Annotated in this window: 20 protein-coding genes; 7 read left to right on the forward strand and 13 right to left on the reverse strand. The window is 63.8% G+C overall.

Going from position 1 to position 21,963, the window contains the following annotated elements; genetic code table 11:
- Nucleotides 1-32: 32 nt before the first annotated feature.
- A complete protein-coding gene (locus AC6CIE_RS05280; RefSeq protein ID WP_498091559.1) occupies nt 33-1,220 on the forward strand; it encodes a YeeE/YedE family protein in 1,188 nt (395 codons plus the stop codon).
- On the opposite strand, the gene AC6CIE_RS05285 is transcribed toward AC6CIE_RS05280, so the two are convergent.
- The 5 genes from AC6CIE_RS05285 to AC6CIE_RS05305 form a co-directional block, all read right to left on the reverse strand.
- Complete coding sequence (locus tag AC6CIE_RS05285) at nt 1,213-1,701, reverse strand: GlcG/HbpS family heme-binding protein (RefSeq protein ID WP_498091503.1); 489 nt, start codon at nt 1,699-1,701, stop codon at nt 1,213-1,215. The genes AC6CIE_RS05280 and AC6CIE_RS05285 overlap by 8 nt on opposite strands.
- Nucleotides 1,702-1,817: 116 nt before the next feature.
- The gene (locus AC6CIE_RS05290; protein ID WP_498091504.1) at nt 1,818-2,432 is read right to left on the reverse strand and encodes a response regulator transcription factor; all 615 of its coding nucleotides are present in this window, start codon (nt 2,430-2,432) and stop codon (nt 1,818-1,820) included.
- The gene (locus AC6CIE_RS05295) at nt 2,429-3,868 is read right to left on the reverse strand and encodes a sensor histidine kinase (protein WP_498091506.1); all 1,440 of its coding nucleotides are present in this window, start codon (nt 3,866-3,868) and stop codon (nt 2,429-2,431) included. The genes AC6CIE_RS05290 and AC6CIE_RS05295 overlap by 4 nt, the downstream gene beginning before the upstream one ends.
- A gap of 56 nt (nt 3,869-3,924) precedes the next feature.
- Complete coding sequence (locus AC6CIE_RS05300) at nt 3,925-5,088, reverse strand: HPP family protein (protein ID WP_498091508.1); 1,164 nt, start codon at nt 5,086-5,088, stop codon at nt 3,925-3,927.
- 119 nt (nt 5,089-5,207) lie between these two features.
- Nucleotides 5,208-5,660, reverse strand: a complete 453-nt coding sequence (locus AC6CIE_RS05305) for a MarR family winged helix-turn-helix transcriptional regulator (protein ID WP_175136414.1) — start codon at nt 5,658-5,660, stop codon at nt 5,208-5,210.
- An 83-nt stretch (nt 5,661-5,743) separates the two neighbouring features.
- On the opposite strand from AC6CIE_RS05305, the gene AC6CIE_RS05310 reads away from it, so the two are divergent.
- Nucleotides 5,744-7,528 (forward strand): chloride channel protein, encoded by a 1,785-nt coding sequence (locus AC6CIE_RS05310; protein WP_498091510.1) that lies wholly within the window; start codon nt 5,744-5,746, stop codon nt 7,526-7,528.
- Here the strand turns inward: AC6CIE_RS05310 and AC6CIE_RS05315 are convergent, their stop codons facing one another.
- On the reverse strand, nt 7,529-8,437 hold the full coding sequence (locus AC6CIE_RS05315) for a LysR family transcriptional regulator (protein ID WP_498091512.1): 909 nt from the start codon (nt 8,435-8,437) through the stop codon (nt 7,529-7,531). It abuts the gene before it with no gap.
- 183 nt (nt 8,438-8,620) lie between these two features.
- Between AC6CIE_RS05315 and argC the strand changes: the two genes are divergently transcribed.
- The gene (gene argC, locus AC6CIE_RS05320) at nt 8,621-9,553 is read left to right on the forward strand and encodes an N-acetyl-gamma-glutamyl-phosphate reductase (RefSeq protein ID WP_498091514.1); all 933 of its coding nucleotides are present in this window, start codon (nt 8,621-8,623) and stop codon (nt 9,551-9,553) included.
- Between the two features lie 51 nt (nt 9,554-9,604).
- Here the strand turns inward: argC and AC6CIE_RS05325 are convergent, their stop codons facing one another.
- From AC6CIE_RS05325 to AC6CIE_RS05340, 4 genes are all read right to left on the reverse strand, one after another.
- Nucleotides 9,605-10,594 (reverse strand): Bug family tripartite tricarboxylate transporter substrate binding protein, encoded by a 990-nt coding sequence (locus AC6CIE_RS05325; protein WP_175121417.1) that lies wholly within the window; start codon nt 10,592-10,594, stop codon nt 9,605-9,607.
- 72 nt (nt 10,595-10,666) lie between these two features.
- The gene (locus AC6CIE_RS05330) at nt 10,667-11,710 is read right to left on the reverse strand and encodes a hydroxyacid dehydrogenase (protein ID WP_498091516.1); all 1,044 of its coding nucleotides are present in this window, start codon (nt 11,708-11,710) and stop codon (nt 10,667-10,669) included.
- The gene (locus AC6CIE_RS05335) at nt 11,707-12,375 is read right to left on the reverse strand and encodes an RraA family protein (RefSeq protein ID WP_498091518.1); all 669 of its coding nucleotides are present in this window, start codon (nt 12,373-12,375) and stop codon (nt 11,707-11,709) included. Before AC6CIE_RS05335 ends, AC6CIE_RS05330 begins: the two co-directional genes overlap by 4 nt.
- Nucleotides 12,376-12,506: 131 nt before the next feature.
- Nucleotides 12,507-13,406, reverse strand: coding sequence for a LysR family transcriptional regulator (locus tag AC6CIE_RS05340; protein WP_175136421.1), 900 nt, complete (start codon nt 13,404-13,406; stop codon nt 12,507-12,509).
- 161 nt (nt 13,407-13,567) lie between these two features.
- Here AC6CIE_RS05340 and AC6CIE_RS05345 point away from each other — a divergent pair, with 161 nt between their 5' ends.
- The 3 genes from AC6CIE_RS05345 (at nt 13,568) to AC6CIE_RS05355 (ending at nt 16,661) form a co-directional block, all read left to right on the forward strand.
- Nucleotides 13,568-14,746: an alpha-hydroxy acid oxidase gene (locus AC6CIE_RS05345; RefSeq protein ID WP_498091520.1), complete on the forward strand. Its 1,179-nt coding sequence runs from the start codon at nt 13,568-13,570 to the stop codon at nt 14,744-14,746.
- Between the two features lie 444 nt (nt 14,747-15,190).
- Complete coding sequence (locus AC6CIE_RS05350) at nt 15,191-15,997, forward strand: hypothetical protein (protein ID WP_498091522.1); 807 nt, start codon at nt 15,191-15,193, stop codon at nt 15,995-15,997.
- A gap of 1 nt (nt 15,998) precedes the next feature.
- Nucleotides 15,999-16,661, forward strand: a complete 663-nt coding sequence (locus AC6CIE_RS05355; RefSeq protein WP_498091524.1) for a hypothetical protein — start codon at nt 15,999-16,001, stop codon at nt 16,659-16,661.
- Between the two features lie 81 nt (nt 16,662-16,742).
- Here the strand turns inward: AC6CIE_RS05355 and AC6CIE_RS05360 are convergent, their stop codons facing one another.
- Nucleotides 16,743-17,462 carry a hypothetical protein gene (locus AC6CIE_RS05360; RefSeq protein ID WP_498091525.1) on the reverse strand — a complete coding sequence of 240 codons (720 nt, stop codon included), beginning with the start codon at nt 17,460-17,462 and terminating at the stop codon, nt 16,743-16,745.
- A 194-nt stretch (nt 17,463-17,656) separates the two neighbouring features.
- Here AC6CIE_RS05360 and AC6CIE_RS05365 point away from each other — a divergent pair, with 194 nt between their 5' ends.
- Complete coding sequence (locus tag AC6CIE_RS05365) at nt 17,657-18,412, forward strand: hypothetical protein (RefSeq protein WP_498091527.1); 756 nt, start codon at nt 17,657-17,659, stop codon at nt 18,410-18,412.
- 490 nt (nt 18,413-18,902) lie between these two features.
- On the opposite strand, the gene herA is transcribed toward AC6CIE_RS05365, so the two are convergent.
- Nucleotides 18,903-20,672, reverse strand: coding sequence for an anti-phage-associated helicase HerA (gene herA / locus AC6CIE_RS05370; protein WP_498091529.1), 1,770 nt, complete (start codon nt 20,670-20,672; stop codon nt 18,903-18,905).
- The gene (locus tag AC6CIE_RS05375; RefSeq protein ID WP_498091531.1) at nt 20,669-21,904 is read right to left on the reverse strand and encodes a DUF4297 family anti-phage-associated protein; all 1,236 of its coding nucleotides are present in this window, start codon (nt 21,902-21,904) and stop codon (nt 20,669-20,671) included. The genes herA and AC6CIE_RS05375 overlap by 4 nt, the downstream gene beginning before the upstream one ends.
- Nucleotides 21,905-21,963: the final 59 nt, after the last annotated feature.

Below are 21,963 nucleotides of genomic sequence, written 5' to 3' on the forward strand. Positions count from 1 at the left end.
ACGCCTTGCGCCTTTCAACGGCCGCCGCGGTGATGGCGGCCATTTTTCTGGCGGCATGGGTCGTGTCGTCGCAGCCCGAGGGCGGACGCACGCTGTCGCTTTCCTTGTTGCTGGGCGCGGCGTTCGGCGTCGTGCTGCAGCGGTCGCGCTTTTGCTTCTATTGCATCGCGCGGGACTTCATCGAACGCCGCGAGACCGCAGGCCTGTATGCGGTGCTGATTGCGCTGGGCACCGGCGTGCTGGGCTATGCCGCCGTGTTTGGGGCCTTCCTGCCCATCCCATCGGCGGATCGCCTGCCGCCCGGCGCGCACATCGGCCCGGTCAGCCTGGCATTGGTGGCGGGCGCGTTCGTGTTCGGCGTCGGCATGCGGATCTCGGGGTCGTGCATCAGCGCGCATTTCTACAGGCTGGGCGAGGGGGCGCTGGCGTCGCCGTTCGCGTTGCTGGGCGCTGCGCTGGGCTTCGTGCTGGGGTTTGCGTCGTGGAATGCGTTGTATCTGGCGCTGATACAGGATGCGCCCGTGGTCTGGCTGCCTCGGCATCTGGGTTACGGGGGGAGTGTTCTGGTTCAGTGCGGGGTACTGGTGGCGCTGGCGTGGGGATGGAGCCGCGCGGGGCGACGCGCGTCGTCACTTCGACTCGGGGCGAAGCCGTCTGCACCATCGGCCGCGCAAGCCGCCTCGCATTCCGCCGCACCGCTATGGCGCGCCGTGTTTCAGGATCGGTGGCCGCCTGCAGTGGGTGGTCTCCTGGTCGGCTTCATCGGCGTCATCGCCTATTTGCGGATCGCGCCGCTGGGTGTCACGGCAGAACTGGGCAGCCTTGCCCGCACGGCCGCGGCGGCGTCTGGATGGCTGCCGGACAGGCTTGAAGGGCTGGACACTTTTGCGGGCTGCGCCACGGTGGTCAAGCGCGCGCTGCTGTCGAACAATGGCGTCTTCGTGATGGCATTGGTGGCGGGCGCGTGGGCGGCGGCGTTGGCGGCGGGCGCCTTCCGGCCGCGGTTGCCTTCCATGAAGGACATCGCCCGCAACTTCGCGGGCGGTGTGCTGATGGGCTGGGGCGGCATGACGGCGCTGGGCTGCACGGTCGGGACGTTGCTGTCCGGCGTGATGGCCGGCGCGGCGTCCGGGTGGGTGTTTGGCGCCGCGTGCCTGGCCGGGATCTGGGCGGGGCTGCGGGTCGCAAGATCGCCCGCAGCCGTGCCGGTGCTTACTTGAACATCGCGGCGTTCTCTTCCAGCACCGCGTCGGCGCATTGCGCGTCCAGGTTGCCGCCCGGTGCGCCGGCCACGCCGATGGCGCCGATCACGCTGTTGCCGGCCTTGACCGGCACGCCGCCGCCCAGCAGCAGAAAGCCCGGAATGTCGGTCAGGTTGGCCGCGCCGGGGTTCTTTTGCGCGTTTTCCATCATGGTCAGGGTGGGGGTCTTGGCAGACACCGCGGTAAACGCCTTGGCGCGGCTGGCATCGATGGTGTGCGGGCCGGCGTTGTCGGCGCGCGCAAAGGCCTTGAGCAGGCCGGCGCGGTCCACGACCGAGGCGCTGACGTTGTAGCCCTTGGCCTGGCAGGCGGCGACGGTGGCGGTCGCGAGCTTTTGCGCGTCGGCCATCGACAGGTTTTGCTCGCTCAACACGGCAGCGTTGGCGGCGCCGGTGAAAGCCAGCGTGGAGAGCAGGGCGGCAAGCGTCAGTTTCTTCATGGTCTGCATCCTTTTCGGGGGTGTTGCGGTAGGAGCAGACAGTGTGGCCAAAAGGCCGCGGGCGCGGTATACGCCCGACTACGCGCGCGCCTCCGTAGCGTTACGGAGGCGGCGCTTCAATCGAGCAGCGTCGCGTATTGGCGGATCAGTTGCGCCAGCGACTCGGCTTCCAGCTTGGCGAAGACGTTGGCGCGGTAGGTCTCGACCGTGCGTGGCGACAGGTCGAACTCGCGCGCGATCTCCTTGTTGCTCATGCCACGCACGATGCGTTCCAGCACCTCGTGCTCGCGTCCCGACAGACGCGCCAGGCGGTCCGCCGCCGCCTGCGTGACGGCCAAACGTTCGCGGCTGGCGATGTGCGTGCGCACGGCCGCCTGGACCGCATCCAGAAATACGTCGTCGTCGACCGGCTTTTGCAGGAATTCCATGGCGCCGCCCTTGAACGCGCGGCGGCAGAGGTCTACGTTGGCGTGGCCGGTCAGCATGACGACGGGCAGGTCAGACCGTTCGGCAAGCTGCGCCAGCACGTCCAGTCCGCTGATGCCCGGCATGCGGATGTCCAGCACCACGCAGCCGATCACCGGCTGCGCCAGCGCGGCAAGAAACGCTATCGGGTCCGCAAAGCCCGCGCTGCGCAGGCCGACGCTGCGCAGCAGCAGCCCAAGACCGTCGCGGACCGCGTCGTCGTCATCCACCAGATAGACCAGCGGGGAATGATCGTTGGGATTCATGCGGCGGCTCCAGCCTGCGGCAGGCTGACGGTAAAACAGGCGCCAGCGGGGCTGAGGTTGCGCGCGGCGATGCGGCCGTCCATGGAACCGGCCAGCGTATCGCACAGCGCCAAGCCCAGGCCCATGCCCTGATCGCGGGTCGTGAAGAACGGTGCGAAAAGGCGCGGCATGGCGTCCGCGGCAATGCCCGGGCCGGTATCGCTGACGCTGAACTGGTAGCTGCCGTCGGCCACGCGGCCTTCCAATGCAATCTGGCGTGTGCCCGAGGCGCCGTCCAGCGCATCCGCCGCGTTCTGCACCAGGTTGTGCAGGATCTGTTCAAGGGCCACGCGATCGCCCAGCGGCCGCGCGCCGGGACTGGCGTTGGTCCAGGTCAGGCGGATGCCTTGTCTTGCAAGCTCCGGCTCGCGCAGAAAGCGCAGTGAGGCCACCAGCGCGTCGGGGTCGATGGCTTCGCGCCGCGCGGGCGAACTGGGCTGCACCAGCGCGCGCATGCGGCTGATGATGTCGGCGGCGCGCTTGGCTTGTTCGGCGCTGGCAAGCAGCGCGTGGCGCACGACCGGGCGCTCGTCCTCGTCATCCAGCAGGCGTGCAGCGGCGCGGGTTTGCGCCAGGATGGCGGTCAGCGGCTGGTTGAGCTCGTGCGCGATGCCGGCGGCCATTTCGCCCAGCGTGCTCAGGCGCGCCATGGCCGCCAGACGCACCTGTTCCTGCTGCCGGCGCGCTTCTGCGCGCGAGCGATGCCAGGCGGCGGCGCCGGCCACCAGCAAGCCGCTGGCCACGGCCCAGGCCAGCCACGCGGTCCACGGCCAGAATCCGGGCGTCAACGTGCGGGTGCTGCGCATCTGAAACGGCTGGCTGGCCGCGCCCAGCGGCTTTTGCAGCGCCAGCGTCCAGCCGGGCAGCGCATCGTTGGGTTGCTTGTCCAGCAGTGGTAGCGGGGTGCGATCCACCGTCAGGGTCAGGTTGCCCAGGCCCGGAGGAAAGTCGGCGGCCGGCACGAGCTGCCGCGCGTCGATCAGTAGGCTCCACCCGGAAGGCGATACCAGCCAATAGCGCGCGTCGTCGACGGCAATCGTGACGGGGCGACCCAGTTGCCGCGCGCGCTCCACTGCTTGTTGCAGGCCAGCCGGCGCGGGCAGGCTGCCCGCCCAGACGCCGCCCGGCAGATGGCCAAGCCCCAGCAACTGCGGCATGGCGGGCTGCAGGCTGGGGAAGAGACGTTCGGGAGCGGGTGGATGCGACAACGCGGCAAGCGTGGCCAGGACGGCTTCATGCTGCACCGTCTTCTGGCTCAGCATGCGCTGGGCGATGCTGGTGCTCTGGAAGAAGCGCTCGTACTGGTCCACGTACTCCTGCCGCGCGATCCAGATTGCGCCCAGAAAGAACAGGACCAGCCAGCAGATGAAAGCGCGCGTGCGCGAGAGGGGATTCACGCCGGCAATTATGCCTTGCGGCAAATGCGCACCGGAATCCGTAGGGCTACGGAGGGTCAGGCGGCCAGCTTGTGCGGGCCGGCGCCGCCCGCGGGCTGCGAGTTCGCGGACACTGCCATCTGATACAACGCGGCCACCAGGTCCGATTGCGTCACCAGGCCCTGCAGATGGCGCGATTCGTCCAGCACCGGCACGCAATGCAGGCTGTCCGACATCGGACGGGCCAGCTCGATCACCGGCAAGCCGGGTGTAGCGAATGGCACTTCGCTGCGCATGCAGTCGGCCACCAGCAGGTCGGGCGCGGATTCGGTATCCGAGGGGACCGGGGTCAGACGGCTCTTTCTCGCCAGCACATCGCCCTGAGCGATCATGCCGGCGTAACGGCCCGCCGAATCCAGCACGGGCAGGGCCTGCACGCGGTGCTTGTCGAAGAGGCGGACCGCGTAGTCCAGCGGATCCTTTTCCATCACGGTCACCACATCGCGCGACATGATGTCGGCGCAACGCACGTCGCCAAAACGGCGGATGCTGGCGCGCAACTCCGCAGCCAGCACGATTTCTTCCAGGTCTTCCTTGCTGATGTCCAGCAGCTCGCCGCGCTGGCTCAGCGCTTCGTCCAGGTCGGTTCGCGAAAAGCCCAGTCGTGCACTGGGAATCGGATCGCGCGTGTTGTGGCCGGCAGCCGGTTCCGCATGGCGGCGGGGATAGTTGCGTTTCAGCGCGCCGTTAAAAACCACGGCAATGCACAGCAGGATGACGGAGTTCAGCGCAACGGGCCACAGGGCGAAGGCGTAGCCCAGCTTGGCGACCGCGGGGCCACCCAGCACGGCGGTCAGCGCGACGGCGCCGCTGGGCGGGTGCAGGCAGCGCAGCGAAAACATGGCGCCAATGGCAAGCGCCACGGCCACGGCCGCGGCGATACCAGGGACAGGAATGAATTGGGCGCAGAAGACGCCAATCAGGGCAGACACCAGGTTCCCGGCCATCAGCGACCAAGGCTGGGCAAGCGGACTGGCAGGTGCTGCAAACAGCAGCACGGCCGACGCGCCCATTGGGGCGATGAACCACGGATTGTCGGCGCCCAACGCGTGACGTCCCACCCACTCGGTGCAGAACAGGCCGAGCAGGGCGCCCACCGCGCCGTAAAGTTTTTCGCGTCCGTTGACGCCCACGGGCGCTGGCGCGAACGACCCCAGCCAGCGCTTGAATGCAACACCCAAGACAATCTCTCCTCGCGACGCATTGATATGTCGCGGGGCGACAATTTATCACGCCGCTTATTTCCTGGCGGCATGAGCTTATGCCGCGCAGACGTAGTCGAGAGTGAAAAGCGGGTGGATCAGTCCTTGCCGGTTTCGGCGCCCATGCGTGTCAGCAGCCGCGTCAGCAGCGGGCGCATGGCGTGCAGTTCTTCGAGGTGAGAGGCGGACAGATCTTCGAGCATGCGCTCGGCCTTGGCAGTCAGCACGACCTCGACGCGGCGTCCGTCTTCGGGGTCGGCTTCGCGGCTGACGAGATCCAGCCGCGCCAGACGGCCTACCAGTTCGGCGGCGGTGTGCGGTCGGATCAGCAGTCGGTCAGCGATTTCGCCGACATATAGTCCGCGCCGTCCGGGCGCGGTCTTGCGCGTGCCCTTGATAGCGAGAAGCGCCTGATGCTGCTGCGGCATCAGGTCCAGGCCCGCGGCCGCGCTTTCGCTGAACGCCGCGAATTTTCGCAGCGCATAGCGAAAATCCGCGAGCAGTTCGTAGTCGGCGGGAGACAAGCGAGTGGGTGTCGGGGAGGCGTTCACCCGGCGATTCTAATATATGTCGTGCTACGATATATATGACTTTTCGCAAACTCCGTGCGAATACTTCCAACCCTTCCTTGACCATGCCCCCCATTTCCTCTTCCGCCAAGCCCGGACTGCGGCTTGGCGACTTCACCACCGACCGTCGCGTCGTCCTCTTGATGGGCCTTGCCATACCGGTCGGACTGGCCAGTGTCGCAGCCGCCTGGCTTCTCCTTCGCCTCATCGCACTGTGCACCAATCTGGCCTATCACGGCCTGTTTTCGTTTGCCGACCTGCCCATCACGACGGGGCGGCTCGGACTCGGTTCCGTGTTCATTCCGGTCATTGGGTGCCTCATCATCGGCCTCATGGCGCGCTATGGTTCGGAGAAGATCCGTGGCCACGGCATCCCCGAAGCCATGGAAGCCATCCTGATCGGCAAGAGCCGCATCCAGCCGAAGGTGGCGGTCCTTAAACCCGTGTCGTCGGCGGTGTCCATCGGCACCGGCGGCCCGTTTGGCGCCGAAGGACCGATCATCATGACCGGCGGCGCGATCGGCTCACTGCTCGCGCAGACCATTCACCTGGACGACGGCGAACGCAAGACGCTGCTTGTTGCGGGTGCGGCCGCCGGCATGACTGCGATCTTCGGCACGCCGCTCGCCGCCGTGCTGCTGGCGGTCGAGCTGCTGCTGTTCGAATGGAAGCCCCGCAGCTTCCTGCCCGTGGCCGTGGCGGCGCTGGTGGCGGCCGCAACGCGCGCCTTCATCATGGAGCCCGGCCCGATCTTTTCGTATGCCGGCGCGCTGGCCTTCACGCCGTGGCACCTGGTGGCCTGCGCCGCTGTGGGTGTGCTGGCGGGCTTGGGGTCAGGCGTGCTGACCTCGTTGGTGTACGCAGCCGAAGACCTGTTCGAGAAGCTGCCGATCCATTGGATGTGGTGGCCGGCCATCGGCGGGCTGGCGATCGGCATTGGCGGGTTGATCGAGCCCGCCGCGCTTGGTGTGGGCTATGACAACATCCGGCACATGCTCGCGGGCGATCTGGCTTTTCAGGCCGTGCTGGTGCTGCTGGTGGTCAAGGTCGCCATCTGGTCGATCGCGCTGGGCTCCGGCACGTCCGGCGGCGTGCTGGCGCCGCTGCTGATCTTCGGCGGCGCGATCGGTGCGCTGGCGTCGCCCGTGCTGCCGCAGGCCGATCTCGGCTTTTGGGCGCTGGTGGGCATGGCGGCGATGATGGGCGGCACGATGCGCGCGCCGCTTACCGCCACCCTGTTTGCCGTCGAATTGACCGGCAACATGCACGCGCTGCTGCCGGTGCTGGCAGCCTGCGTGTTTGCGTATGGCGTGACGGTGCTGTTGCTCAAGCGGTCGATTCTGACCGAGAAGATCGCGCGTCGCGGCCACCATATCAGCCGCGAATACCGCGTGGATCCGTTCGATCTGCTGCGCGTTGCCGACGTCATGACCACGCCGGTGCAGACGTTGCCCGACACGATGACGGTGGCGCAGGCCGTCGCCCATTTCACGACCGCGCAGCCGGTGCATACGAGTTATCCGGTGCTGGACGGGCAGGGCGTCGTGGTGGGCGAAGTGACGCGTGCCGACACCCTGGCGTGGGCGCTGCAAGGTGCGCCGGACGAACGGACGCTGGCGCAGGCGCTCGATGGGCGCGAGCTGGTGTACGGGCACGCTGATGAACTGGCCAGTCAGATCGCCGACCGGATGGCGTTGTCCGGGGCGGGGCGCGTGCCTATCCTTGATCGCGATAGCGGCCGCCTTCTGGGCATCGTTGGACGAAAGGATCTGTTCCGGTCCCGCGCGCGGCGGTTGCGCGAGGAAAGCCAACGGGCGGCGTTCTTTCGCCGGGCACAGAAGCCAGTTTGACTAAGTCGCCGCAGCGACTTTGCCGCCCGACGCGCGCAGTTCCCACAGCACGTCCAGCACGTGCTGCGTGGCGGCTTCCACTTGCCCAGCACGATGCGCGATGCCCAGTGGACGCCACAACGCGGGCCGCACCGGCCGCATGATGACGCGGGGATCGGGTTGCGGCGCGGTGGCCTCATGCGGCAGTAGCGTCGCGCCATAACCTGCAGCCACCAAACTCTTGATGGCGTCGTTGTAGTTCAACTGAATGCGCGCGCGAGGGTTGAGTCCAGCGGCCGCGAACCACTCTCCGGTCAGGCGCGACAGCCGCGTGCTGGCGTCATTCAGAATCAGCGGCCGTTCGGCCAGCCACGCGGGCGTAAGGCGCGCTGGCGCTTTCCAGGCCGCAGGTAAAAACGCCATCACCGGGTCGCGGCGCCACGGGCGCAGCACCAAGCCGTCGATGGGCGGTTGGGGCAACGCGACCAGTCCCACATCCAGCGTGCCTTCGGCCAACCGCAACAAGGTTTCCTGCGACGTCAGCACCGCGACTTGCACGTCGATGCCGGGGTGATCGCGTCCCAATGTTTCCAGCGCCTGCGGCAGCAGGTGGGCGATGGCCCCGGTTGACGCCCCAAGCCGCACGCGGCCCGCCAGCCCTTGCACTTGCCGCTGCACGTCATCCAGCGCCTGGTCTGCCTCCGCGAGCAAGCGGCGCGCACGTTCCAGCAAGGTTTCTCCGATTAACGTCGGCCGGACTTGGCCGCGTTTCCGGGTGAGGAGCGGGGCGCCGACGCGGGATTCGAGGTCCGATACGTGCAGGCTGACCGTGGGCGGCGCCAGATGCAGGGCGCGCGCGGCGTCGGCGAACGAGCCGAGGTCGGCAATGGCGACCAGGGTGCGCAGACGGTCCAGGCTGATTTCGCGCATGAGAGTTTCCGGGGCTGGGTGTCGGATACGGTTGCGGATTCAGGGTCGAATCCGATCTCGGCTCAGTTCAGAAATCCTGAACCAAACGATCATGATATTCGACTTTTCTTATCTCGCCCGCAGATCGAAGATAAGGGCCATTCCTGAACGAATCAGGCAACGCCGAACCACCCGGACAGCATCATGACCCAACCACTTGTTTTCATCGACGGCGACCAGGGCACGACCGGTCTGCAGATCCACGAACGGCTCAACGGCCGCAGCGATTTGCAACTGCTGACGCTGCCCGAGTCCGACCGCAAGAACCCGCAGCGCCGCGCTGATGCGATCAATTCCAGCGACATCGCAATCCTCTGCCTGCCCGACGATCCCGCGCGCCAGGCAGCCGCGTCCGTCGTCAATCCCAAGGTGCGGATCATCGACGCCAGCTCCGCGCATCGCACGGATGCGGGCTGGGTGTACGGGTTTCCGGAAATGAGCGATGGCCAGGCCGAGCGCATCGCCCACGCGCTGCGGGTCAGCAACCCGGGTTGCTACCCCACCGGCGCCATTGCGCTGCTGCGGCCGTTGGTCCAGGCCGGCCTCGTGCCCGCCGACTATCCGGCGGTCATCAACGCGGTGTCCGGCTACTCGGGCGGCGGCCGGGCCAGTGTGGATGCCTATGAAGGCGCGGATGGCCCGCGCGGTCCCGCGTTTCAGGTCTACGGTCTGGGCTTGGGGCACAAGCACACCCCCGAGATCGAACGGCACGCCGGCCTCACGCAGCGTCCCGTTTTCGTGCCGTCTTATGGCGCTTTCCGCCAGGGCATCGTCTTGACGATTCCGCTGCACCTGCGCCTGCTGCCTGCTGGTGTGGATGCCGAAAAAATGCACGAATGCCTGCAACAGCACTACGACGGCACGAAGCACGTGCAGGTAGTGCCGCGCGACGAGGCCGCCGCGCACACGAACCTGAATCCCGAGGCGCTGAACGGCACGAACGATCTTCGCCTGGGCGTCTACGGCAATGCGCAGCACGGCCAGGTGCTGCTGACGGCCGTGTTCGACAACCTCGGCAAAGGCGCCTCGGGTGCGGCGGTGCAGAATCTGGATCTGATGCTGGCGGCGATGCGTTGACGCCGATGGCCGCGGGGCCGGGCCATCGGCCGCCGCCCCGGGAACACATCGCTACTTGTCGAGCCAGGGCGCTTCTTTCCAAAGCTGCTGGAACTGCGCTTCGCCCGCCTTAAGCTCTTTCGCATATTCAGCGGGCGGCAAGTAACGCAGCGGCGCGAACATCTCCCGGGCCTTGGCCTGAAACTCCGGATCGTCGACCGTACGCTTGACCGCCGTGACCAGCTTCGTGCGCACGTCGTCCGGCAACCCCTTGGGCGCGGCCAACCCGCGCAGCGAAGCCAGTTCAAAATCGAAGCCCTGTTCCTTGAACGTGGGCACGTCCGGCAGCGCGGCCGAGCGCGTGTTGCCCATCTGGCCCAGGAAGCGCAGCGGCGTGCCGCCTTTCTGGTATTGAAGCGCCTCGCCCACGTTGATGGCGCCGATCGTGATCTCGCCGCTTGCCAGCGCACCGCGCACCTCGCCTGCGCCCTTGTACGGGATGTGGCTGAGCTTCGTCCCGGACGCCCGCTCGAACCGGAGCATGGCCAGGTGGTCGTCCGACCCCGTGCCCGTGGTGCCGACGGTAACCTTGCCCGGATTCTTCTTCGCGTAGGCGGACAATTCCGCAAGGTTCTTGACCGGGTTGTCGTTCAGGACCGTGAAGGCGCCGGGATCATCGATCAGATTGCCCAGCAGGTCAAAACTCTGCCAGGTGAAGGCGGTCTTGCGTTCGATGGGAATCGTCAACAGGTTTGGCGTGTTGATGAAGCCGATGGTGTAGCCGTCCGGCTGCGCGCGCGCCAATTCCGCGAAGCCGATTGCACCGCCCGCGCCCGGCCGGTTCAGCACGACGATGCGCGCGTCACCGCCCAGGTGCTTCTGCAGGTAGGGCGCCATCATCCGGGCCACCAGATCGGTGCCGCCACCCGGTCCGTATGACACGATCAGGTTGATCGGTCGGTCCGGATAGCCGGCGGCCTGCACGGCGCCCGAGAACATTGCGGCGCCCGCGAGCAGGGTGGCCAGAGTGCGCAGCGTGCGGCGCTTGTTTTGTTGTTGCATGGTTGTCTCCTCAGGGGTTCTGGCGGTCACCGCGCCGGCCTTTGTATCTGGACCCGCGCGTGTGCCGCGTTGTTATGTCAGCGTGGCGATACGTTTGGCGGCCAGCGGCCACACCTCCGGATTCACAAGTTGCGGCGGCCGCTCGCCGCGCAGCATCGCGGCAAGCTGCGTCGCCGATGAGCGGGCGACGCTGCGGCGCGCCTCGTGCGTGACGCCCGCGGTGTGGAAGGTGGCGACAACGTTGTCCAGGGCCAGCAGCGGGGCCGAGCGATCGGGCGGCTCCTGTTCCCAGACGTCGAGCCCCGCGCCTCGCAGATGCCCATTACGCAGCGCGTCATGCAATGCGTTCTCGTCGTGGATGCCGCCGCGCGCCGTCGAAACGAACACCGCGCCGGGCTTCATCGCTGCAAAGGCTTTCGCGCCGATCAGCCCTCGCGTGGATGCGTCCAGCGGGCAATGCAGCGACACGATGTCCGATTGCGCCAGCAGCTCGTCCAGCTCGACGGGTTCAGCGCCGCGGCTGCGGATGGTCGCGGCATCCAGTAACGGATCGTGGGCGATGACGCGCAGGCCGAAGCCTTGCGCGATACGGGCGACGCAGGTGCCGATCTTGCCGATGCCCACCAGACCGATGACGCTGCCGTGGATTTCATGGCCCATCAGATCTTCGCGCGTGAAACCTGTGTCCCGGCGCAGGCGGTTGTGCGATTCGACAATTCGCCGTTGCACGGCCAGCAGCAGCGCATACGTGTGTTCGGCCACGGATTCCGCGTTGCCGCCGGCCTGATTCACGACCGCGATGCCGGCCGCGGTGCAGGCCGACACGTCGATGGTGTCGTAACCCGCGCCGCCCGACGACACGCACACCAGATCCGGGCATTGCGCGATCAACTCGGCGTTGACGAACCACTGGCGCGGCAGCTCATCCTTGGCCGCGGACACGTGGTAGGCGTGGGCGGTTTTCAGGCCGGCCAGCGTGCGGGCGTCGTCGCCGGTCGCAGGAAGCACCGACAATGTGATCCCGGGCGTGGCGCCGATGATCTCGTCGAACACCGGATTGAGCCAGAGATCCAGCCTGCAAAGGCGTGCCGGGTGGCGGGGCGTAGCGGTCGTCACAGCACGCCTCGCGACTTGAGGGCCGCGTCGACCCAGCTGCGATCCAGCGTGCCGCGCTCGATGTCCTTCAGGACTTGTGCCTCGGCTTGGGCGATGGCGCGGACGCGTTCTGCGATGGCCGGAGCTTCGTCAGGCTGGATGGCCAGCAATCCGTCGGCGTCACCCACCAGCAAGTCGCCGGGCATCACGACCATGCCATCTACGGTAACGGGCACGTTGATGGCGCCGGGGCCGTCCTTGTAAGGACCCCGATGCGCGACGCCGCGGGCATAGACGGGAAAATCGCCCTCGCCGATGGTTTCGCTGTCGCGGATGGCGCCGTCAATCACAAAGCCGCCCAAGCCGCGCTTGGCAGCCCAGCCCACCATGATTTCGCCGATGATGGCGTTGCTCATGTCGCCGCCCGCGTCAACCACGATGACATCGCCGGGCTGCGCGGTATCAATGGCCTTGTGCACCATCAGGTTGTCGCCAGGCCGGGTGCGCACCGTGAAGGCGCGGCCCAGGATCCGGCGCGTCCGGTGCATGGGTCGCAAGGACGACGTGCCCGTGCTGCGGCTCATCGCATCGCTGATGTTTGCCACCGCCAGGTCTTGGTAAGCCGCGAGCGTCTCGCGGCTGGGACCGGGCGGGCAGTCGTGCAGGGTGAATCCAAAATCCGGCATGTCGCCTCGTCTCCAGAGTGGGTGTTTGTGGCGACTCTACGCCCGCATATTCCGGAGATAAAGCGAATAATTTGACTGCGGAAACAACGCTTTTTAGAAACGGTGGCAAGCGGGGTCAGCGTGCTTCGCGGTCAGATCATGCCGGTGGGCGCGTGGAAATCCAGGCACGCCTCGGCATGCGCGCGCAGGGTTTCAAGCATCGGCCGGGTATCGTCACGGCGCCATTGGAAGGTGTAGGTGAGGGGGCGCAACGGCGGAAATGCAGGCAGGGGTCGCAAGTGGCCCCTTTCGATCAGGATGCCGGCCCACGCTGATGGCAGGAAGCCCACGCCCAGGCCTTGCTGCAACATGGCTGCAATGCCGCCCCAGCCATTGCAACACTGGTTGCGGCCGGGCGACACGCGCTGCTCGGTGAGCCAGTCGTCGAGAATGCGGATGGCGCCCGAGCTTTGCGGGAGCGTGATCAGCGTCAGGCCTGGCAGGTCGGCCGGGGTGACCGCGGCGGGATTCGTCACGGCGCTTGGCGCAGCGACCCATTCGAATTGCGCGCTGCCGATAACGCGGGACGCGATGGCGGGGCGGGACGAAGGGCCCGCAATCACGGCGAAGTCCAGTTCGCCTTCCTCCAGACCGCGCTCGACCAATTCGCCGACGCCCACGAATGGCTCGACGAGCAGGTTGGGGTGGGCCTGCTGGATGACTTCGATCAGCTTGGCCATCCAGGTCAGCGACGTCAGTTCGCCCGCGCCAAACCGGCAGCGGCCCGAGTAGCTGAGGTTGTTGCTGGCCTGCTGCATGAACTGGTCGGCGTTGCGCAGCAGATCCTTGGCGTGCGGGACCAGTTGTTCGCCCAGCGCTGTCAACGTCGCGCTGCGCGCGCTGCGGCTGAAGAGCTCAGCGCCGATTGACGATTCCAGTTCGCCAATGCGCTTGGACAATGACGAAACCGAAATATTGAGACGATTCGCGGCGATCGCAAAATTCTTGCACGTGGCGGCCCAGTAGAAGGCCTCAAGTTGCTTTAGCGTCATGGGGGGGCGGTAGGCAGGTCGACATCGAGAGTGAACAAAAGTGTATGAAAGGCGCTCGATAAAGTCACTTTATTCAAACGGCACGCGCGCCTATAGTCCCCGGCGATATCGAAAAAACAATAGACGGCCACTCCCCGCAGTGGCCGCCGGAGGAGCCAGACATGTCCGATCCCCTGCGCCGCATGCTCAGCCTGCACGACTTCGAACCCGCAGCCAAAGCGCTTCTGCCCGCACCCATCTACGCCTATGTGTCGGGCGCTGTCGAAGACGGCCAATCGGAACGCGCCAATCGCGACGCGTTTGCGGAATTTGCCTTCCGGCCGAAGGTGCTGGTGGACGTGTCCGCGCGCAGCACGCGGTGCACGGTGCTCGGCCGCGACTATGCGGCGCCCGTGGGCGTTGCCCCGATGGGCATTTCGGCGATCTCCAGCTACCGCGGCGATGTCGTCCTGGCGCGCGCGGCAGCCGAGGCCGGCGTGCCCTGCATCATGAGCGGCTCGTCGCTCATCCGCCTGGAGACCGTGATGGAAGCGGCGCCGGACACGTGGTTTCAGGCATACCTTCCCGGCGACGAAGCGCAGATCGCCGCGCTGATCGACCGCGTGGCTGCCGCCGGCGTCAACACGCTGGTGCTCACGGTAGACACGCCCGTCGCCGCCAACCGCGAGAACAATGTGCGGGCCGGCTTCTCCACCCCCCTACGGCCTAGTCTGGGCCTCGCCTGGCAGGGCGTGACGCACCCGCGATGGCTGTTCGGCACGTTCCTGCGAACGCTTGCGCGCCACGGCATGCCGCACTTCGAGAACAACTACGCCACACGCGGCGCGCCCATCATGTCGTCCAGCGTCCTGCGGGACTTCTCCGACCGAGGCCACCTGAACTGGCAGCATGTATCGGCCATCCGCCGTCGCTGGAAAGGGCACATGGTGCTGAAGGGAATTCTTCATCCGGACGACGCGCGCGCCGCGCGCGCTATGGGCATGGACGCGATCATCGTCTCCAACCACGGCGGGCGCCAACTGGACGGTAGTGTGTCGCCCCTGCACGCCTTGCCCGCCATCGTGGATGCCGCGGGTTCCATGGAAGTGATGCTGGACAGCGGCGTGCGTCGAGGCACGGACGTGTTGAAGGCGATGGCCCTGGGCGCGCGCTGCGTGTTCGTCGGCCGTCCGTTCAACTATGCCGCGACGGTGGCCGGTCAACGCGGCGTGGCGCACGCGATCGCACTTATCAACGAAGAAGTGCGGCGCAATATGGGGCTGTTGGGGGTGGTTGATTTGAAGGAGTTGGGCGTGGGGTTTCTGCAGCGCGCGGGGAGTGATGTGTCGCGCGGGAGCTGATATTGCGAGGGCGCTGATATTGTGCGCGGGGGCTAATATTTTGCGCGGACGCTGTTATGTTGCGCACGCTGATATGTCGCGCACGCTGATATGTCGCGCACGCTGATATGTCGCGCACGCTGATATGTCGCGCGGGCGCTGATATGTCACGTGGGAGCGCCAACAGGCAAATCGCCTAGCGTTGCCTGTTCCGGGATGGGTACGTCGTATCGCAGCGCGTCCAGCCGATTCGCACGCCTTGCCACATCGGAATGGGTGAAAGTGATCCGGGGGCATCGGGCGGCGATCCTGCTGCGAATAGTGCGATTGACCTAGAATGCCGGCACCACTTTCATAGGCGGCGCCGCCGCCGATGCCGTTTTGCTGCCTCCTAAGAAAACTGTTCCACCGGATCCGCGCATTGCGCGGATATGCACGACCGTCGCGCTATGGCTGTCGCTATTCATGATGCTGCCGATGGTCGCGCACGCGCAGGCGATGCCAGCAACGGTCGCTGATTCCTCCCCGAACACCTTGCAGCCGCTCGGCGGCGATTTCGAATTGGTAGGCGAGCCGGCTTCGACCCTCCACCAGCTCACATTCCGCGGCAAGCCATACCGGCCTCTGAACGCGTACAAGTTCGCGCATGTCAGGGCGCTGGGTCCAACCCAGGGCGGCCGGCCGATCCTCCTGGCGGTCTCGAACGATTTCATGGGCGTGGGCACCATCCTGATCGCGGTGCAGAACGACACGCCGCTCGCGCGAGTGCTGAGTCCCTCTGTAGATGCGCGCGACCCGGACCTGGGTCTGGCGCAGCCCGGACGTCAGGACTTGCTGCTGTTCACTGCCGGTTCGCGGGCGCTCGTGACGTCGACGGGAAAGGTGCTGTGGTTTGAACATCTGCAACCCAAGGAGCGCCTGCAGTCGACCCCGCTACTGGTGTCGGTGTCGCCAGACAATCGCCACGGCGCCGTGCTGCTCGACAACGAGATTCGCCTGAGCGTCGCGGACGAAGGTCCGTACGCCAGCGTCCCATTCACCAAGGCAATGCAGCGCGATGCTTTCAAATCGGCGTGGGACCAAAGCGCCGCACGTGCGCGCAAGGCGCTCGACGAAGGTAAGCATATCGACCAGCGGCGGCTCTACGACAACCTGAAGGCGGAATGGATCAACCGTAATTTTCGATGGCAAGAAGGGAAGGGCGGCTGGCAATTTAGTGGGCAGGGGTTGAAGCCAGTGCTGTTGCCGGTTCAACCGCGAAAGGAGCAATGAGATGACGCCGATTTCCGCGGTCAGTGGGTTGCGTTGGCTGGCCCTCTCGCTCGTGGTGGCCCTTGCGGGCTGCGCAAGCAACGCCGACGTGTATGAAAAACATGTCCGCACCGAAGACGCCAATCCGGCGGACGTGGTGATGTCGCTGGACGTGACGTTCGCACGGGCACCGGACTACGAGCCTCGTACGCTGGAGTACGGGTCGACGGTGAAGCGAGTGGAATATTCCGGCTATCCCAGTATCGAGGTTCCGTTCTATCAGAAGGGCGTGGGTTTCGACTTGGGCGTGGTAGGGGATCCGCGGACGTTGCTGGCCTTGCCGTATCCGTCGCCTACGACGCGGACCACGTCCGCGCAATTGAAGATCTTTGGTGAGCGCCTGGATGCGACGCAATACCGGTTCGTGGTTTTGCCTAGGGCAGGGTGGAGCAGTATGAACAGCTTCCAGGTGTCGTTCGCGGTCAACGGGCGGCGCGAGGGGATGACGTTTGCTTATAGTGCGAAGAAAGTTTGCGAGAGCCGGTTTGATGTGACTACGCCGACTTATGGGTTTGGTATGTCGGTTGCGGCTAAGTTTCCAGGGGGAAAGGCGGGATGCTTGAAGGCATGTGACGCACGACCTGGGTTTCCGGGGCAGTGCGCCTTTTTTTCCGGCATGGAGTAAAGCTGGAACAGGCAGACCAGCCTGTTCGCTTTCCATACGCCCGTCGCCTAAAACGGGCCGTGCTTGCAGCAAGCTTATTACTCACCTGACTTGCACGTCGCTCGCGATTCTCTTGGCCGTCAGGATCACGGTCAAGAACTCCCCACGCTTATCGGCCGGAACGCGGTCCATTTTGTCACGCCCAAAGTCGGTGTGTTTCCCCTGCTCGAAACGGGGGTAATACCCCTTCCAAAAATAGCGTGCCTGTGTTCCGCCAGCGAACACCTTTTGAGCCGGCAATCCGGCCACGAAGCGCGTGTCAGCAGCATCCTGCCGCGCGCGCAATGCGACACGTGCTTCGGCCAATTTCCAATGACATACCCCCCTTCCGTAATAGTCTTCGTCAAGCAGCATGTCGGCATATACGATGCCCACGTATTCGGTAGGCGATATGCGGACCATGCGGAATGGTTCGTGGCTGGATATTGTCGGCACGTGACCAGATACGGCGTTCGATGCAGCGCAGCGGGGCGCGTTGCTGGCGTCGAACTGTGCGGTACCTTCTACCACGCTAAATGCCGATTTGCCGTCGGCTGCACTCGCGAGGTCCGATGCATTGTCAAGGATCAGCCGTACTTCATACGCGTGCGCAGGAGCGGGGTTCAGCTTGCGCAGCGCTGGCTTGGGCGCCGTTGAGTTAGCGCCAACCTCGGCCTGAGTATCGGCATAGCTCGTCTCGCAATGCGCAGCGGCAAGCAGCGTCAAGGCGGGTAACGCGAGGCGCAAGGCCGGCGCCGAGAGAAATCGAAAAGCGTGCGGCAAGGCGACGTTTCCTTTCTAGTTATCGATATTGAAGGCCTATTCAACGACGAGTGAACGAATCATCCGCGATCGCTGCGCCGAAGGCGGGATTATCGCATCGCCGACATGAAGGCGTAGCTGTCTTTAGCTTGTACGGCAATCCTCCTTGCCGGAGTCTGGCGTTCGTGGCGATATTGATGCGTGGATGAGCCTGCATGACTTCCAATCGCCCGCTCGAAATCGGGTACGCTCCGATGCTGGAAAACTCGGGACGACACGATATGTGGCGCAAGTTAGGCAAGATGTCTCTGGTGCTGGGTTGGGCGCTTTGGTTGGCTGCCATGACGTGGTTCGCGGTGGGCATGCTGCGGTATGTACCATCCGCGGATGCGACGCTGACGCCGATTGCCCTTACGCCAGGGCAAACGGCGCACGCCGAGGTATACCGAATCCGCGAGGCGCCACTATGGATGGAGGCGCGTTTCGGCGGACCAATGGGCAGAAAGCGGCCCGAATTGGGAGAATCTACAACGCGTTTGGGGGCGCCTGGTGCGGCGCCGGGCTACGCCGACCCTGGAGAGCCGGTGCGGATTCGTGTACGCGATGGTAGGGGACTAGACGTAGTGATGGTCGCTGCTGCGCGCAGCAGCGCCAGCTCGACGCATTTCTATCGCAAGCTCTGGCCTGAAAGTCATATAGATGGTGTCCTGCCCGAGACCGTGCCGTCCTTTCCAAAGCTGGCGAAGGGGACTTCGTCGCTTACCTTCACGGTGCAAGAAATCGGGCCGACGCTTTTGGGCGAGCAGATCGAACTGGAAATCAGCACTCCCATCGGTCTCAAGCGTACCGCGCCCGGCTGGGACGACGTCTCCACCTTCATTTTCTGGCCCTTCATCGCTGCGATCCTGGGCGTTTGGGCACTAGTGTGGGCAGGGCTAACCTGGTGGTATCGCTGCCGGCTCCGCCGGTAGCGCCCCGTCCATTGGACCCAAAGGTCGTCCATATCGACCGCCGTTGAAGTCCAACCATCCCACAGTACAGCGGGTGCGCTGGATGCGGCGGCAGTCATTCCCGTAACGTCGTGGGCTGTGACAGCGGGAAGTTGATTTGCAGCCTCGGCGGAGGGGGTGCGCAGCCTACTCCGTAAGCCTCCGATGCTTCAATAATGTGCCTCACTCCATGCAGCAGTTCGGCTGCGTGTTGGTACTTACGCCCGGTATATGAATGACCGCTCCAGGCTGGTTGCAGACCTCGGTGGCCGTCCGCTTTCGACCCAGAGCGGCCATTCGCGTGTCAGGGCCCAAGGCCTGCCGTGCGTCGATAGCTGATCTTTCCTGTTACTCGCCGCTCTGTCCGCCTCATGAAGCATTGCTGCCCCAAAGCGAATAGATCGAATGTTGAAAGATCCTGACATTCGCCTATCAGCAAATCTCCCCACATGGGAAGCTCGAAGGCTTTCCACTATTCCTTGAGCCAAGCCTTCCTGATTTCCTCAAAGTTGAGTTCCTTCCACTCTTCCTTCCACAGCTGGTAGTAGGGGATGTCGGTCGATGACGGCGGTGGGTCGCAAGGCTGAACCTTGATCAACGACGGCATCACCACAGATTCACCAATCAGCAGCGCCTCCCCGGCACCCAAGGTTGGGAGTTTGTCGCACAGGTTGCCGAGCGTGTCGGGCAGAAGGCGCGCAACGTAGCTTTGGTCACTGGGATTGGTCAGGCGCATTGCCAGGAAGTTACTGCACTGGGAAAAGATTGTCTCGGAAATCTCGGACGGCCGCTGACTCGAAAGGAGAAGCGTCACGCCGTACTTGCGACCTTCCTTGGCGATGCGCTCGATTGAGAACTTGGAAGCACGAAAACGCATCAGGTCGCTGTTGGGCACGTACTTATGAGCCTCCTCATACACTAATAGGAGCGGTGCGTCGGTGTTGATTTTCTCCTTCGCCGCAGTCCGCATAACCTTGTAGTGATACCCATACTCGAACAGGATCCGAGAGATCAGCGAAACGGTGATGCTGAGAACCTCGAACGGAACTCCACTTAGGTCAACGATTGTGACGTTGGATTTTTTGTTCCCGTAGCCGATCAGGCTCTTAAGAGTTCCCTCAAGCGTGGCAGTGTCCGCGGACTTGCCGAAGAGAAACTCAAGGCGGTCCTGCCCCACTTTTGCTTCAAAGCGGGTGAAGAACTTGTCCAGCGACTTGTCAGCGTAACTTCCCGCGGTGATGCTCTGGGCCTTCGTCGGATAAAACTCGAGCCGTTTAGCAAAGTACAGGTCCAGTCGCTGGTCTGCGGTGAGCATAAGGCCGTGGCTACTGTCGGTCTTGCCGTCAGCCAGCAACGCGTAGCTACCGTCCACAACCATATACCGTGCCTCGTTCTTCGAGTTCACGGTCTCGCTCTTGATGTTGTACAGAGCATTCAACACCTCGTGGATGTTGAACTTTAGTGGGCTGTCGTAAAAGACGTTTCTTGCGCCAGTGTTGTGGCGTTTCTTGTTCTCAGTCACCAACTGACGGAACACGGACGACTGGTTATAGTTGTCGCGCTCGCCCGTGTCTAGAAGCACCTCTTCCAACTCCTCACTGTTGAGCAGCCAGTAGGGCAAGGTCAACGTGCTGGCATCGAGAAAGTTCGCATCTGGAAACGCCGTTCGGTATTCAGAGTGGATGTCAAATATGACGACATGCGAGTTGTTCAGCGCGTACTCTCCATTTTTCGCGCTGACCGCCTTCTGAATGATCTTGGCAATCGTGTGGGATTTTCCGGCCCCAGTGGAGCCCACCACGGCCAGATGTTTGTTGAAGAATCGGTCCCCGTCCACCGGCACGGTTATCTTGTCGTTGGACACCAAGGCACTGAAGGCGAACTTCTTGGCCGGCTCGATCGAATCCTCGAAGATTTTCTTGATGTCATCATCCGTCGCCGGCATTACACCGGTGGGTGGAATGGTCAGTGTGTCTCCGCCGCGGACGAACTTTCCGTTGGCGATAATGCCGAGCGGCAGCGCCTCAATGATGTGACGACGCTCGGACTTGTCAGTTACCTCAATGCAGAAGTTCTCAATAATGGCGATGAGCGCGCAGTCCTCGCTATCCGTAATGCGCAGATACGAACCAACTTTGAGACTCTTGTCGTTGGAAAACTCTGAAATGTCGCCGACGGAGATCTTGACCTTATCCGGAAAGACCGCGATCACTTCAGCCTTGATGTCTTGATAATCGCTCATGCCTGCATGACCTCCTGAAGCAGATATGCACTGTTACTCTTAATTGAATGTAGACCTCTCGCCTTTGGCACGAGGGTGACGTCGAGCGGTGTGGCCTTGTAGAAATCGTAGACCTCGACGACCGATCCTGCGCATGCCTTGATAGTTGGTCCAAGCTGGCGCTCATCGGGGACAAACTTAAGGGTCCAAAGGTTTTCCTTGGCGGGGGCCGCGGCCAACATGTCGGGCGAGAAATCGGCACCTTGGAAGGGATAGCCGTCATTGAAGGCTACGCCCTGCGCCCACAGGCTGGCCTTGAGCTCGATCAACTGTTCCGCTGTCACTCCTCGCAACAGTAAGTAGGGGCAAAATCGATCGCCCGCAGGGGTTCGTTGGAGCTCTTTGTGCGAGAAGAACTGGCCGACTCGAACAACCATGCGAGTAGCCCTGTCCACATCGAACTCATCTGTCATGTCGACCACGAAGAATCTTGCGGCCTTTGGCATCTTTGTTCTGCCAAAGTAAAAGTACTTGCGGCGGATCATCCGCGCGAAATACTCATTCCCCAGATGCTCTCGCAGCCAGGCATTGAAAACCACCTCCTTGCGGTTGATCGCCTGGAGGAATTGACCCTTCGTGATCTTTCGCTTGGCCTCGTCAGCTTCAATAGCTAGTCCCTGAACGACATTAATCGCCACAGGGTAAAAGAAGCTCAGCGCATCATCGCTCGAACACTCGGGGATCTCGGAGACCAATAGCTTCAGCACCTTGGCCCGTTGAGCATCGTAGGAAAGCGCGTTCACCTCGATTTCCAGCAACTCACGAAATGCGTCAAGCTGTACATCAGTAATGCACAGTTCTTCGTGCACTCGGTGGGCCTTCTTGTCCTTCGTGTAGGTCAGGAAATGCTCTTTGAGGAACTCGACCGTCAGCGGGAGGGCTAGTTTGTGCTGACCGCCGCGATAATGACCGTGCAGTCGGTATTTGGACATTTGGTAGATGGGGCAGCCCGCGGCATGAAAATGCCGCAGCATGTGGATGACCGCATCCTTAATAACAGAGTGGTTGTACTCGGTGCCTTCGTAGTACTTGCACTGTACAAAGGCGCTCATATCTCCATCGTCTAGATCGATGTCTTCGATTCCCTCGACCGTAATGATTCCTTGCGCGGTCGCCTCGAGCAATTGCACAATCGTCTGATTGAACTGGTAGAAGTAGCCTTTGATCGTCGCTGTTGCACTGCGGTCGGTCACGGTCAATCCTGAGGGTTACAGTTGAAAGGAAGGCTGGAGACCTGGTCGCGACGTCGAAG

The organism is Achromobacter sp. GQ309, assembly GCF_059759315.1.

What these genes read in the sequence shown, in the direction of transcription:
- AC6CIE_RS05280 (WP_498091559.1), top strand. Translation starts at nt 33, where the DNA reads ATGGCGGCCATTTTTCTGGCGGCATGGGTCGTGTCGTCGCAGCCCGAG.
- AC6CIE_RS05285 (WP_498091503.1), bottom strand. Translation starts at nt 1,701, where the DNA reads ATGAAGAAACTGACGCTTGCCGCCCTGCTCTCCACGCTGGCTTTCACC.
- AC6CIE_RS05290 (WP_498091504.1), bottom strand. Translation starts at nt 2,432, where the DNA reads ATGAATCCCAACGATCATTCCCCGCTGGTCTATCTGGTGGATGACGAC.
- AC6CIE_RS05310 (WP_498091510.1), top strand. Translation starts at nt 5,744, where the DNA reads ATGCCCCCCATTTCCTCTTCCGCCAAGCCCGGACTGCGGCTTGGCGAC.
- AC6CIE_RS05315 (WP_498091512.1), bottom strand. Translation starts at nt 8,437, where the DNA reads ATGCGCGAAATCAGCCTGGACCGTCTGCGCACCCTGGTCGCCATTGCC.
- argC (WP_498091514.1), top strand. Translation starts at nt 8,621, where the DNA reads ATGACCCAACCACTTGTTTTCATCGACGGCGACCAGGGCACGACCGGT.
- AC6CIE_RS05325 (WP_175121417.1), bottom strand. Translation starts at nt 10,594, where the DNA reads ATGCAACAACAAAACAAGCGCCGCACGCTGCGCACTCTGGCCACCCTG.
- AC6CIE_RS05335 (WP_498091518.1), bottom strand. Translation starts at nt 12,375, where the DNA reads ATGCCGGATTTTGGATTCACCCTGCACGACTGCCCGCCCGGTCCCAGC.
- AC6CIE_RS05340 (WP_175136421.1), bottom strand. Translation starts at nt 13,406, where the DNA reads ATGACGCTAAAGCAACTTGAGGCCTTCTACTGGGCCGCCACGTGCAAG.
- AC6CIE_RS05345 (WP_498091520.1), top strand. Translation starts at nt 13,568, where the DNA reads ATGTCCGATCCCCTGCGCCGCATGCTCAGCCTGCACGACTTCGAACCC.
- AC6CIE_RS05350 (WP_498091522.1), top strand. Translation starts at nt 15,191, where the DNA reads ATGATGCTGCCGATGGTCGCGCACGCGCAGGCGATGCCAGCAACGGTC.
- AC6CIE_RS05355 (WP_498091524.1), top strand. Translation starts at nt 15,999, where the DNA reads ATGACGCCGATTTCCGCGGTCAGTGGGTTGCGTTGGCTGGCCCTCTCG.
- AC6CIE_RS05365 (WP_498091527.1), top strand. Translation starts at nt 17,657, where the DNA reads ATGACTTCCAATCGCCCGCTCGAAATCGGGTACGCTCCGATGCTGGAA.
- herA (WP_498091529.1), bottom strand. Translation starts at nt 20,672, where the DNA reads ATGAGCGATTATCAAGACATCAAGGCTGAAGTGATCGCGGTCTTTCCG.